Source organism: Pseudomonas sp. p106 (genome assembly GCF_003936645.1).
Lineage (GTDB): Bacteria > Pseudomonadota > Gammaproteobacteria > Pseudomonadales > Pseudomonadaceae > Aquipseudomonas > Aquipseudomonas putida_E.
The window spans coordinates 132,462-145,455 of the sequence record NZ_RHQR01000012.1; the positions used below are offsets into that span (position 1 = coordinate 132,462).

Below are 12,994 nucleotides of genomic sequence, written 5' to 3' on the forward strand. Positions count from 1 at the left end.
GCCTTCAAGGCCTATGCTTGGCCATATGCCCCAGGTAAGCCAGCAAGGCATCCAGTTCTTCTTCACTCAAAACACTTTCGGCAAACCCCGGCATGCGCGCCTGTGGCCACTGCCTCAGGCTTTGCGGGTCACGAATGTACTGGCGCAGGAACCCCGGCTGGAAATACTCGGTCGGGTTGCGCGGCATGTTCAGGTCCGGGCCGAACTGGGCATCCCCCGCACCGTTGAGCCGGTGACAGGCCAGGCAGTTTTGCTGGAACAGGGCAAAGCCCTGGCGCACCGGGTCTTCTGCCGGCAGCTTCGGGTCAGGGAGCAGCGCCGGGAAGCGTTGTTCCACCGTCGCCAGGCGGCGTATCGTGGCAATCTGGAACGGCCATTGCTCGGGGCGGATGCCGCTTGCCTGCGGGGCGGTCCACACCAGGTAGAACGGCCCGGCGCTTGGCTTGCCGTTGCCCAGTGCCGGCCACGGTGCGGCGGGGTCCTCGATGGCCAGCCAAGCGCGCGCCGGGCCCTCCTGCAGCAACGGCGCAGCCGGCATTTCGGCAGCGAAACCGTCCAGCGCCACGGCCTGCAGGTGGTCATCTGCCTTTATGCCTTGCAACAGCGTGGCCAGCGGCACCGCGCGGTAACGCATGGGCCGTTTATAGGACACGTCCTGCTCGATGTTTATTTCGCGTGCTTGCGGCATGCGCAGCAAATCGGCGCTGTCCAGAGTGCGCGACGAGCCGTCGAGTTCCAGGTGCAGTTGGGCCGCCGAAAGGGGCAGGCTCAGAAGAAGGGCTAGCAGGGCAAAACCTAGGCGCATGAGCATTCTCCGACCGTCATGGCCGGCAGGTTACCTGTGCGTTGCCCCTTGAGGCCACTGCCATCGTCATCCGAACAAACGTGTCAGGTTCGGCAAGATCAACAGCAACGTCGTGGCGAATAAAATGAGCCCAGCTTGGCGAAGTTTCGATTGTCTGAACATGGCGGACCGCCTTCTTGTTGTTATTCCTGAATACCCGTTGGCTTCCCTGTCGCACTTCGGGTCGATCACCGCAGCGTGCCTGCACGCCTTACCACTTACCTCTTTGTATCGATATACAACCAACAGTAGGGTGAACGTCATCCATGTTTAAGAACCCTTTGTTCTATCAAAGCTGATAATCGGTTGCTTGATGATATGAGGCAAAAAGCCAGCCATCTGGCACGCTCTGGCTAGACAGTGGCGCAACACCCAGCGCCTACCCGACAAAATGTGACCGTTCGTCAGTGCAGCCTACTTGCTTGTACGTGCCTTTCACGGCAGTCTCTACAGCTGATTCCCACCCACGTCGTTCAGGACTATCCCTATGTCGTTACGCATCTGCATCCTTGAGACCGATGTCCTGCGACCGGAGTTGACCGCGCAGTACCAGGGCTACGGCAGGATGTTCGAGCAGCTCTTCTCGCGGCAGCCGATCGCCGCCGAATTTCGTGTGTACAACGTGATGAACGGCGACTACCCCGCCGACGATGAACGTTTCGATGCCTACCTTGTGACAGGCAGCAAGGCGGACTCGTTCGGTACCGATCCATGGATCCAGACCCTCAGGGCATACCTGCTCAAGCTGTACGAGCGCGGCGAAAAGCTGCTGGGTGTGTGCTTCGGCCATCAGTTGCTGGCGTTGACCCTGGGTGGCAAGGCCGAGCGGGCCGACAAGGGGTGGGGCGTGGGCATCCATCGCTACTCGCTGGCGGCGCATGCGCCGTGGATGGACCCTGAGGTTTCCGAACTGACCCTGCTGATCAGCCACCAGGACCAGGTGACCGAGCTGCCTGAAGGTGCCACGGTGATCGCCTCGAGCGATTTCTGCCCGAATGCGGCGTATCACATTCGCGATCAGGTGCTGTGCTTCCAGGGGCATCCGGAGTTTGTCCACGACTACTCGCGGGCCTTGCTCGATGCACGCCAGGAATACCTGGGGGATGAGGTTTACCACAAGGCAGTGGCTAGCCTGGCCACTGAACACCAAGGCGATCTGGTCGGTGAGTGGATGATGCGCTTCATCCAGCAGCCAGCCAAGGCCAGCGACAGCGCTGCCTGAGCCACAGGGGCTGCAACAGCAGCCCCGACACGCTAAAGCCAGCCGGAGCGCTTGAAGCTGGCGAACAGCCCGGTGCATCCCAGCCCGATCACCCCCAGCACCCCGAAATACCCGTAGTGCCAGCCAAGCTCCGGCATGTTCTGGAAGTTCATCCCGTAGATCCCGGCAATCGCCGTGGGGAAGGCCAGAATCGCCGCCCACGCTGCGAACTTGCGCTGCACGATGCTTTGCCGCCGTGACTCCAGCAGCATGCCGATCTCGATGGTCTGGCTGGCGATGTCGCGGATCCCGACCAAATCCTCCATCTGCCGCGTCACGTGGATCTGCACGTCGCGAAAGTAGGGGCGCATGTTCTTGTCGATGAACGGGAAACTCAGACGCTGCAGTTCCTCGCTTATCTCCACCATCGGTGCCACATAGCGGCGCAGGCGCAGTATGTCGCGGCGCAGGCTGTGCAGGCGGCGAATGTCGTCTTCGAGCAACGAGCCGGTAAGCACGCTTTGCTCCAGCTCTTCGATCTCGCCATGGATGGCTTCGCTGACCGGTTGGTAGTTTTCGGTGACGAAGTCCAGCAGTGCGTAAAGCACGAAATCTTCGCCGTGCTCCAACAGCAAGGGGCGCGCCTCGCAGCGTTGGCGCACCAGGGCATAGGATTTGGAGTGGCCATTGCGGCAGGTGATGATGTAGCCGTTGCCGGCGAAGATGTGGGTTTCGATGAACTCCAGCTTGCCCTCATGGCGCACCGGTGAATAGGTGACGATGAACAGCGCGTCGCCGAAGGTTTCGAGCTTGGGCCGGCTGTGTTTCTCCAGGGCGTCTTCAATGGCCAGTTCGTGCAGGTTGAACTGGCACTGCAGGTTGGCCAGTTCTTCGGCATTGGGCTCTTCCAGGCCGATCCAGACGAAATGCCCGGGCTTGCGCGCCCACTCGCTGCCCTCGTCGATGCTGATGTTGGTGACTTTTCTGCCGGCGCTGTACACCGCCGATGCCACGACTCGACCCATGGTTATCCACTTGTCCGGTTGCACACGGGTTACAGCTTGGGCTGTATGGGCCTTGAGGGCAACCTAGCGTTTGGCCAGCTCGCCTTCCATGTGGTCGATGCACTGCTGCATCTGCCCGCGGCACTGCTCGATCAAGGCCGGGATGTCCTGCTGGGTCAGCCCTTCAGTAGCGATCGGCGGCAGTGAGCGCACGATCACTGTGCGGCGTCGCCAGCTGTTCAGGCCCAGGCGCCGCGCATAGCGGCTGACGCACACCGGCACGATTGGCACGCCCGCTTCGAGGGCCATGTGGAAGGCGCCTTTCTTGAACGCCAGCAACTGGTCTGCGGGGTTGCGCGTGCCTTCCGGGAAAATCCAGATCGAGGTGTCGTCACGCAGGATGCGCGTGGTCACCTGCATGGCCTTGCGCGCCTGGTAAGCGTTCTTGCGGTCCACCAGTACATTGCCGCCCAGCCAGAACAGCTGCCCGAACAGCGGTATCCAGCCGAGGCTTTTCTTGCCGATGGCGACCGTGCGCCGGGGCACCACGTGGCCGAGGATGAACAGGTCGAAGTTGGACTGGTGGTTGGCAATGATCACGCAGCCGGGTGGCTGGTCCCACAGCGGGCCGACTTCGGCCTTGACCTTGATGCGCAGCAGCCAGGTGGCCGGCAAGCTGTAAAGGCGGGCGAAGATGCGGCTGTTGTCGCGGTTGAAGGGGCGCAGCAGGCCGATCAGCAGGCCTAAAACCCCGACCAGCAGGAAGTGCAGCGCCAGCAGGAGCATGCGAAGGCAGTAAAGCATGGTACGACTCACACCAGACAGTCGCGGTGCAGTGTACGGCTGTGCACTGGGTTGGGCAAACCTTGGGTTCGCCGTAATGGCCCTCCGGGCGGCGTACCGGCCAGAGGGCCTGCAGGGTCAACCGATCGGGTTCTGGTCCAGCGCGATTGCCTCATCCAGGGCATCGAGCAGGCCCTTGCGCACCTTCAGCTTGGTGTTCTTGTGCGCCAGCATGTTCAGCTTCTTCAATTCACGCGCAGCGGCCAGCGCGGTGTCGAGCAACTGCTCGGCCGGCACCACCTTGTCGAGGAAGCCCGCTTGCATCGCGCCATGGGGGTCGAAGATTTCGGCATTGTTCACCGAACGCTGGAATGCTGCGCGGCTCAGGCGGTCGCGGGCCAGCTCGATGCCGGCGTGGTGCATGGTCATGCCGATCTGCACTTCGTTCAGGCAGATCTTGTAAGGCCCCTCGACACCGATGCGGTAGTCGGCGGACAACAACAGGAAGGCGCCCTTGGCCACGGCGTTGCCGGGGCAGGCGACAATCACCGGGAACGGGTGAGAGAGCAGGCGCCGGGCCAGGGTGGAGCCGGCGGTGACCAGGCTGATGGCTTCCTTGGGGCCGGCGGTCATCACTTTAAGGTCATAGCCGCCGGACAGGATGCCTGGCTGGCCGGTGATGATCACCACGGCGCGGTCTTCCTTGGCGCGGTCCAGGGCGGCGTTGAAGGCAGTGATGACATCCGGCGAGATGGCGTTGACCTTGCCGTTGTTCAGGGTCAGGGTGGCGATGCCGTCTTCGGCGTGGTAGGTAATCAGCTCGCTCATGACAGAGTCCTTTAGGTGGCGTGGCGATGACGTTACCCAGCGCCGCGGGCCAGGTAAAGCAGCAAGGCTGACCAGCCAGTCAGCGACTGGCCCTCATGCCTTGCGCAATCAGGGCAGGGCGGCCGGGTGCGGTAAAAGCGCTGGCGAGATTGGCGGCTTTGCCTTGGCAGCCTCGGCTTTTCGGTGGCCTGGCTTAAATGCATGAAAAAACTGAAAAAATGCTTGCCAAAGAAAAGGTCTTCTACTAAATTAGCGCGCCTCGACAGGCTGAATGGCTTGAAGAGAAAACGGTGAAGTGTCCGAGTGGTCGAAGGAGCACGCCTGGAAAGTGTGTATACGAGAAATCGTATCAAGGGTTCAAATCCCTTCTTCACCGCCACATTCTACGAAGAGCCCCCAAGCTGAAAGGTTTGGGGGCTTTTTGTTTTTTACGGGCGCTTGGTGGGCGTGGCCTGTAATTGATCGACTACCTGAGCCCAGTCAAAAGGCAGAAGGTCGGCATATACAAGCCCTGCGTTACGGATTGCTTGTGCAAACGCGCGCTGTGTTGCGGCAGTCGCCAAGCTCATATGCGCATCCACGCCAACGTCAGATACCGTTCGCGCTACTTCCTCCATCTCTTCTGCGCGTCTGAAGCCATGTTCGGCGACCCGGCTGATGAGATAGTGCGCAAGTGTTCCGTCCCAGCCTGAGCCAGGAAAGCTTTCATGCAGTGAAGCGAGTACGAAATCCTCGGCGCCATATTGCCGCGCAGTGGCCATGCATTCTGTTGTCAACGCTTCAAGCCCTTTGATCATTATGCTGCGGCACATCTTGATGGAAGACGCCACACCAATGGTGTTTGCTACGGTTTGAACCTTCAAGCCGAGCCCCTTTAGCGCAGTTTCGAGTTCAAGTGCCCGAGGGCCGCCCAATAGCATGGGGGTTTTCAAGCGCTGTGGCGGCAGCGGTGCCATGACTGCCGCATCGACATAGTCCACACCATGGTGCGTTGCGGCTTGGTGCGCTGCTTTTTTTGTTGCTGGCGCCACAGAATTCAGATCCATGAAAACTTGCCCGGACCTGAGCTGTGGCATGAGGTGCAGGGCGACCTCAAGGGCGGCACCGGCGGTCACTGCAGACATGACCAGGTCGGCGCCGTCACTGGCATCGATAGCCGAAGCACAAAGCCTGACTCCACATGCCTGTGCCTTTGTCAACAGGGCGCCGCGACAAGCTTCATCTTGCTGAAGCTTGTCGTATACCTGCACATGGACACCCTGGCGGGCGATATCTTGGGCGAGTATCGCACCGGCCTCGCCAAAACCAATCAACCCTAGCGTTTTGATGTACATCACGGGCTCCTCGTAATCGGTTGCCTGAAAAACGGCAACGTTCTGTTCGCAACGTTTCAGGAGAGAAAGAGGCTGTTTACTTGAATGCAAGCGAGTAGTTGAGGATCAAGCGGTTCTCGTCGATGCCACGGTTGATATCGCTTCGGTAAAGGGCGTTACGCCAGCGAATCGAAAGGCCTTTGAAGTGTGGAATCTCGTAGGTCACATCCACGTCGCGCTCCCACTCGCCGCCGCCGCCTCGCTTGTCCAGATGTGCCCCCTGGATGTAGCTGGTATAAAAGCTCAGCCCGTGCACACCCAGGTGACTGAAGTCATAGCCGTAGCGCAACTGCCAACTGCGCTCACCTGCTTCTGCGAAGTCGTGGTATTGAACGTAGTTGGGCAAATACGGGTTATTGATGTAGGGGAAGCCAGTGTCACCTTCCATATGCTGATAGGTGGCAAGCATGCTGTGGCCATTGTCGAGTGTGTAACTGACCAGGGCGGTGTAAGCCTCGTTGTCAACACGACCGGCCTTGGCATTGCCTGCTTCATGGCTGAAGAAAGCCCGCAGGTCCAACTCGAGCCACCCACGGCCAAGCTTTCGGCGCTGGGTCGCGCCGAGAAAGTGCTGCGCGTAAACGTCCTCGAGGCCACCGTGGTAGTAACTGAACGTCAGTGTTGGGTCGGGTTTGTAGCTCGCGCCAGCGTACCGGAAGTGATCACCCACGCCGGCGGTTGAGTAACGGCCGTTTTTTGCCGCCAGCATGATGTGTTGTTGGTCGGTGGAGTCGGGGCTGGTTGTGCGGTTGAATTGGGCCAGGTTGACGGTCAGCCCGTCAATTTCGCTGGAACTGATCTGCGTCCCTTGGAAGGACTGCGGGAAAAGCCGGCTACCATTGAATTGCAAAACCGGTACCTTGGGGAGCGCGATGCCGTAGCGCAGTTCAGTCCTCGATACTTTGACTTTCGCTGCTAAACCGCCCTTGGAGTACTCTTCAACCGCCTCTCCCGATGCAGTAGTTGGCAGAAGCCCGCTTCCCGTCCGATCTGCACTGGAGTCGAGACGGACGCCGAGATAGCCCAATGCATCCAGGCCAACGCCGATATCTCCTTGGGTAAATCCAGATTCATAGTTGAGCAGAAATCCCTGTGCCCATTCTTCCCGCTTTGATACACCCGTACCGTCGCGAAAGTCTGCGTTGTAATAGAAATTGCGGATATCCAGGCGTACCTTGCTGTCTTCGATAAAGCTGGCGGCCAGCAGGGGTGTGACACACGTCATCCCCGCCAGCGTTACGGCGTAGCGCAGTTTGGAATTCATTATTGTTTTCTCCAGGGCGCAGCAATCCTCGGCCCTGTCGGCAGGGCCGTGGAGGTCAAGCAGTGGGGATCAGTGTTTGGTGGGGTGCAGTTGCTGGTTCAGCTTGTCGCGATCCAGTTCTTTTTCCCAGGCGGATACCACCAGTGCTGCGACACCATTCCCGACGAGGTTGGTCATCGCCAAGCCAGTGCCCATAAAGCGGTGGATGCCCAGGATCAGCACCATTCCCGCAACGGGCACAACGGGCACGACGAGCAAGGTACTGGTCAACATCACGAACGCAGCCCCCGAAACCCCGCTGGCACCTTTTGAACTCAGCATGGCAACAATGATCAAGGTCAGTTGCTGCCCCCACGTAAGTTCAATGTCGAGCGCTTGAGCAATGAACAGAACAGCCATGGTCAAATAGATGTTGGTGCCGTCCAGGTTGAAGGAATAGCCGGTGGGTATCACCAGGCCGACGACCGATTTCGAACAACCGAGTCGTTCCATCTTCTCCATGATTTGGGGGAGCACAACTTCAGATGAGCTGGTGCCCAGTACAATCAGTAGTTCATCCTTGATATACGAGACGAACCGCAGGATGCTGAACCCGCAAAGCCTTGCAACGAAGCCCAACACCAGCACGATGAAGAATATGCAAAGTACGTAGAAGCTTGCGATCAATTTGAGCAGCGGCAGCAGCGATGCGGCGCCATATGTGCCAACGGTAAACGCGATTGCACCAAATGCGCCGACTGCTGAAAACTTGGCGATGATATGGACAATACCGAAGAACACGCCCGAAACGCCTTCGATCATGGTGTACACCGGCTTACCTTTATCCCCCATCGCGGACAAGGCACAGCCAAAAAGTACTGAAATCAGCAGAATGCACAGGATGTTGCCATCTGCCAGCGCTGAGACGAACGTATTCGGGATGATACTCATCAGGAATTCGACGATACCCAGGTGCTGCGCTTTCTCAGCAAAACCTGTCACTGCAGAGGCATCCAGTGAATCAGGGTTTACGTGAAACCCGGCGCCTGGGTTGAACAGGTGGCCGCCGAGTAACCCTATGACCAGCGAGACGGTGGAAATTATCTCGAAGTAAAGCAGTGCCTTGCCTCCCACACGACCGACCTTTTTCAGGTCTTGCATGCCCGCGATGCCGGTCACTACGGTACAGAACACCACAGGGCCGATGATCATCTTGATAAGCTTGATGAACGCATCACCCAATGGTTTTAGTGAGGCGGCGAAATCTGGCCAGAAATGTCCGACGAGCCCACCCAAGACAATCCCCAGCAAAACCTGGAAATACATCGCTTTATAGAAGGGCTGTCGTGTGCGGGCCGCGGGCTTCAGTTGCGCGGCAGGGTGCGTCGCTTCGGTCGAAGTGTTCATATCGATTCCACTACCTGATTGTTTTTGGAGTTGGTGTGGTCGAGCGCTGAAATCAGCGTCCGTAAAGCTTCAGGGGGTTGTCGATCAGTAGCTTCTGACGTGTCGCTGGGTCCGGGCAGAAGCGGTACATCAGATCGACAAGCCCCCCGTCATTGGGCATGTCCTTGCTGATGTTTGGATGAGGCCAGTCAGTACCCCAGAGCACACGCTCCGGCGCCGTCTCGATAAGCGACATGGCGAAGGGGATAGCATCATCAAAGGGTTTGCGCCCCGCTGAGACCCTTTCGGCGCCACAGACCTTCACCCATGCCAGCGGATTGTCCATCAGCTCAAGCAACGTCCGAAACGGCGCTTGATCGAGGCCGTCCTGAGCCTTGATCCGGCCCATGTGGTCTATTACGAACGGCACCTGGATACGTGCCAAGCGATCGGCATAGGTGACGATGTCCTGAGCATCCAGGTGAAGTACCACATGCCAGCCCAAGGGTTGGATACGTTCCAGTGCCTGGTCGAAAATGGCAAGGTCGGGCGCACCGCCCAGGTGAGCGACGAAATTGAACCGTACTCCCCGAACCCCGCAGGCGTCCATCCGCGCCAACGCCTCGTCAGTCTCGCTGCCGTCGATGATTGCTACGCCTCGATAGCGCCCGGCACTGCGGCCAATTGCATCTAGCATCGCGCGGTTGTCTGAGCCGTGGCAGCTGGCCTGAACAATAACGCCGCGTTCGAAGCCAAGGTGGTCATGAAGTTCGACAAGCTGCGCGAATGCAGCGTCTGGTGGGGTGTAGCTGCGGTCTTCGGCGTAGGGGAATTGCGCCGCTGGCCCAAATACATGGCAGTGAGCATCCCACGAACCAACAGGCAGGGCCTCAACAGGCTTGGTGGGGAATAGGTCGGGTGGCAGGCAGCTTTTCATGGCACGTCTCTATTGGCTGTCGTGGGTAAGTTCTCAGCCATCTTGACGCTCAAGGAGCCATGCAACAATCGACAAGTCCCACTAGCAGTTATGTGGTTTTTGCATGGCTTGATCGCGCATTTGATGTTTGACCACGGCCAAGGTCATCGAAGCCAGGCGTGTCAATGGTCTCTGATTGGTTGTGGCGACGAACAGGTGGGTATTGATAGTGGGCTCGACGATTGGGGCCGCTTGCAAGCCTGGGGGCACATAGGAGCCACTGAGTGCCATTCGTGACAGAACGGCAAAGCCGGCGCCCGCGGCGACCAGGTCTATCAAAGAGGGAATGCCGTCTATTTCCATGTGTACGTTGAGTTCTACATGATGCCGTGCAGCTTCCGATTCGATCAGCCGCCTGAGGGAGTGCGGCTGGCTGGGTATGATCAGTGGGTAGTCACCGAGGGTGGCTAGCGGCACCTCTGGCGCGAGGCTTGCCCCGGCAGCACCAATCAACCAAAGGGGTTCGGATTGAAGGGGCTCAAAATGCAGTTGCGCGTTTTGCGCGGGGTTGTACAGCAGCGCAAAATCCAGGCGGCCCAACAGCAGCCACTCCCTCATGGAGTGGGACAAGCCTTCTTTGATGCCCAGCGAGCACCCGGGAAACGCCTTTTGAAACGCTGTGACAATACCAACGGTATGGCGCCGCGCAATACTAGGGGGGAGGCCGATCACCACCTTGCCAGTCAATGAGTCACGCTGTTCTTGCAAATCCTCGCGGGCGACTTGTACTTGACGCAAGATGCCCTGGCCATGCTCGAAAAGCCGGGTGCCAGCAGGGGTAAGGGTGACGCCTCTACCGTTGCGCAGTAACAGGTGTTGCCCAAGCTCCAGCTCCAACTGGCGCACTTGACGGCTTACGACCGACTGGGACAGGTTCAGTGTCGCCGCCGCCCTGGTGAAGCCACCAAATTCAGCGACGCGTACAAAGCACTCCAGTTGCTTGAGATCCACCCGATACGCCCCCGCATCCAAAACATTATTCTGTTGGATTCATCTTGATTTGCGAAGGGCGAATCTGTTGATCAAAGCCATGGGCGGGTGAGCAATGCGTGCTCACCAAGCGGAATATCCCGCTTTCTGACATACGCCGCCAACGGTGTCTAGAAACTCACCGAAGCCGACACCCGTGCCGTCCGCGGCGCGCCCTGGAACAGGTAGTTGTCCCCCAGGTAATCCCCCACATCACGCCAGTAGCGTTTGTCGAACACGTTATCCACGGTCATGCGCAGCACCGTGTCATAGCCGCCGATACGCGTGCGATAGCGGCTACCCACGTCAAACACGGTATAGCCGCCCACCTGTACATTCCCCGCCTGGCTCGCATACTTACTGGCGCTGTAACGTGCCCCGCCCAGCAGGGCCAGGCCCGGCACCGGCAGGCTGTAGTCGGCTTGCAGGGCTGCGCGCAGGCGCGGCACGTTGATCGCCTGATGGTCTTCGTAGGCATCGGTACCGCTGTTCTTCACGCGCGCGCGAATCGCTGCGGCGCTGGCCTGGATTTGCAGGTTCGAGGTCACCCAGCCGCTGGCGCCCAGTTCCAGGCCGATGTTCTTCTGCTGGCCCTGCTGCACGTAGGTGAAGGTGGCGTCGCCTTCAGGGCGGGCGTATTGATAGGCCTGGCGGATCTGGAACAGCGCGGCGCTGAAACTCATGCCCTGCCAGTCGCGTTTGATGCCCAGCTCAAGCTGATGCGACAGGGTAGGGGCGAGGATTTCTGCCGCGTTGCTGGCATACCAGGGCGCGGTACCCCCTGCAGACAGGCCCTTGGAGTAGCTGGCATACACGGTGGTGTCCTGGCGCGGCTTGTAGATCAGCGCGGCATTGGGCAGCAACTGGTATTGCCGGGTATGGCGCCCGGCCAGGCCGGTTTCGTCCCAGGTCTTTTCGTCCAGGCGTACTTCGCGGGCGCCGAGCACGGCCTGCCACTGCTCGCTGAAGGTGATGCGGTCGTTGACGAACAGGCCGTACTGGCGGCTGTCCAGGCGCCGCTCGCTGGCACCGACCGGCAGGTCGGAGGGCGCCACGGCGGGTGCGCCGGTGTAGATGTTGCCGCTACCGACCAGTTGGTTGTAGTAGGGGCGCTGATCCAGCGTGCGGCGTTGTGCGCTGGCACCCACCGTCAGCTCATGGCTCACGCCGAGCGCGTCGAAGTGGCCGTCGAGCATCGCTTGCGCTTCATCGGTGCGGCGGGTGTCGTCAGGGCTGCGGAAGTCGTAGATGTCGTAGTCGCCCTCCGGGCTGAAGTGCGACTGCCAGCCGCCTTCGCTGCCCCAGGCGAACGAGCTGTAGTCATCGATCACCACCTTGCTGCGCGAGGCGCTGAGGGTGCCGCTCCAGGTATCGTTGAAGCGGTACTGGAAGCGCCCGCCCAGGTTCAGTGAATCGGTCTGTACCGGCTTGGCCCAGTGCTGGTAAGCGAGGCGGTCATCCGGATCGATGCCGTGCGGTACTTCGCTGCCGCCAAGCAGTTGATAGCCCGGTACCGAGCGCTGTTCGCGGTGCTGGTACTCGGCATCGAGCTGCAAGGTGGCATTGGGGTTGATCTGCCAGTCGAACGCCAGCGAGGCAAAGTCGCGCTTGCCATCGGCATGGTCGACGTACGAGCGGATATCTTCGTGGGCGAGGTTGGCGCGCAGGCCGAACTGCCGCTCACTGCCAAACCAGCCGCCCAGGTCGGTGGCCAGGTAGCGCTCGCCTTGTTCGTTGGTCGATACCGTTACGCTGCGCACATCCTCGGCGCGCTTGGTCACGTAATTGATCAGCCCGCCAGGCGCCGACACGCCACTGTGCAGGCCCGACAGGCCCTTGAGCAGTTCGACTTGCTGCTTGTTCTCCAGCGCCACGTTCTGCTCGCCGGCGATGGTTTGGCCATTGATGCGGTAGCTGCTGGCGGCATTGAGTTCGAAGCCGCGCACGTTGAAGTTTTCGTAATAGCCGATCGGGGCGTAGCTTTCGCCGACCGAGGCATCGCTTTGCAGCACTTCGCTGAGCTTGCGTACCTGGCGGTCTTCGATCAGTTGCTGGTTGAAAACACTGACTGATGCCGGGGTGTCGAGCAGGGGGGCTGCCTGAAACCCGCCTGCCGCGGCTTCGGTTACCTGATAGCCGTCGTTGCCGTAGGTGTCGGAAACCTCCACTGGGGCGAGCGTGACACTGTCTTGAGCCAAACCGTGGGGGCTGTGCAGGGCCAGGCCCAGGCTGAGCAGGCTCAGGGGCAGGCGGGGGTGTGGCAGGGGCATGCTGGGGTCCTTGAGCGGTGAGCACGCACGGGCCCATTCGCGGGTAAGCCCGCGAATGGGCCCGTGCAGTCAAAAAAACGCTCATGTTATCAGGCGCGTATCACCCCGTACGCCTGA

At 59.8% G+C, this 12,994-nt stretch carries 11 protein-coding genes and 1 tRNA gene; 2 read left to right on the top strand and 10 right to left on the bottom strand.

Annotated features, from left to right (window positions below; genetic code table 11):
• Positions 1 to 4: 4 nt before the first annotated feature.
• Positions 5 to 805 (bottom strand): cytochrome c, encoded by an 801-nt coding sequence (locus EGJ09_RS16275; protein WP_125924365.1) that lies wholly within the window; start codon positions 803 to 805, stop codon positions 5 to 7.
• A 526-nt stretch (positions 806 to 1,331) separates the two neighbouring features.
• Between EGJ09_RS16275 and EGJ09_RS16280 the strand changes: the two genes are divergently transcribed.
• On the top strand, positions 1,332 to 2,066 hold the full coding sequence (locus tag EGJ09_RS16280) for an amidotransferase (RefSeq protein WP_125924366.1): 735 nt from the start codon (positions 1,332 to 1,334) through the stop codon (positions 2,064 to 2,066).
• Positions 2,067 to 2,098: 32 nt separating this feature from the next.
• Here EGJ09_RS16280 and EGJ09_RS16285 read toward each other — a convergent pair whose 3' ends face one another.
• From EGJ09_RS16285 to EGJ09_RS16295, 3 genes are all read right to left on the bottom strand, one after another.
• Positions 2,099 to 3,070 carry a magnesium and cobalt transport protein CorA gene (locus tag EGJ09_RS16285; protein ID WP_046786610.1) on the bottom strand — a complete coding sequence of 324 codons (972 nt, stop codon included), beginning with the start codon at positions 3,068 to 3,070 and terminating at the stop codon, positions 2,099 to 2,101.
• A 63-nt stretch (positions 3,071 to 3,133) separates the two neighbouring features.
• The gene (locus EGJ09_RS16290) at positions 3,134 to 3,853 is read right to left on the bottom strand and encodes a 1-acyl-sn-glycerol-3-phosphate acyltransferase (RefSeq protein WP_046786609.1); all 720 of its coding nucleotides are present in this window, start codon (positions 3,851 to 3,853) and stop codon (positions 3,134 to 3,136) included.
• Positions 3,854 to 3,970: 117 nt separating this feature from the next.
• Positions 3,971 to 4,660 carry a crotonase/enoyl-CoA hydratase family protein gene (locus EGJ09_RS16295; RefSeq protein ID WP_046786608.1) on the bottom strand — a complete coding sequence of 230 codons (690 nt, stop codon included), beginning with the start codon at positions 4,658 to 4,660 and terminating at the stop codon, positions 3,971 to 3,973.
• A gap of 289 nt (positions 4,661 to 4,949) precedes the next feature.
• Here EGJ09_RS16295 and EGJ09_RS16300 point away from each other — a divergent pair.
• Positions 4,950 to 5,039: transfer RNA gene (locus EGJ09_RS16300), tRNA-Ser, on the top strand.
• A gap of 49 nt (positions 5,040 to 5,088) precedes the next feature.
• On the opposite strand, the gene EGJ09_RS16305 is transcribed toward EGJ09_RS16300, so the two are convergent.
• The 6 genes from EGJ09_RS16305 to EGJ09_RS16330 all read right to left on the bottom strand — a co-directional run bounded on the left by EGJ09_RS16305 (position 5,089) and on the right by EGJ09_RS16330 (position 12,877).
• A complete protein-coding gene (locus EGJ09_RS16305; RefSeq protein ID WP_115272884.1) occupies positions 5,089 to 5,994 on the bottom strand; it encodes a DUF1932 domain-containing protein in 906 nt (301 codons plus the stop codon).
• A gap of 76 nt (positions 5,995 to 6,070) precedes the next feature.
• Positions 6,071 to 7,297, bottom strand: a complete 1,227-nt coding sequence (locus EGJ09_RS16310) for an OprD family porin (RefSeq protein WP_115272883.1) — start codon at positions 7,295 to 7,297, stop codon at positions 6,071 to 6,073.
• 69 nt (positions 7,298 to 7,366) lie between these two features.
• Complete coding sequence (locus tag EGJ09_RS16315) at positions 7,367 to 8,683, bottom strand: dicarboxylate/amino acid:cation symporter (RefSeq protein WP_125924367.1); 1,317 nt, start codon at positions 8,681 to 8,683, stop codon at positions 7,367 to 7,369.
• Between the two features lie 52 nt (positions 8,684 to 8,735).
• On the bottom strand, positions 8,736 to 9,599 hold the full coding sequence (locus EGJ09_RS16320; RefSeq protein ID WP_119688490.1) for an amidohydrolase: 864 nt from the start codon (positions 9,597 to 9,599) through the stop codon (positions 8,736 to 8,738).
• A gap of 81 nt (positions 9,600 to 9,680) precedes the next feature.
• Positions 9,681 to 10,589 (bottom strand): LysR family transcriptional regulator, encoded by a 909-nt coding sequence (locus EGJ09_RS16325; RefSeq protein WP_119689129.1) that lies wholly within the window; start codon positions 10,587 to 10,589, stop codon positions 9,681 to 9,683.
• A gap of 149 nt (positions 10,590 to 10,738) precedes the next feature.
• Positions 10,739 to 12,877 carry a TonB-dependent siderophore receptor gene (locus EGJ09_RS16330; RefSeq protein ID WP_125924368.1) on the bottom strand — a complete coding sequence of 713 codons (2,139 nt, stop codon included), beginning with the start codon at positions 12,875 to 12,877 and terminating at the stop codon, positions 10,739 to 10,741.
• Positions 12,878 to 12,994: the final 117 nt, after the last annotated feature.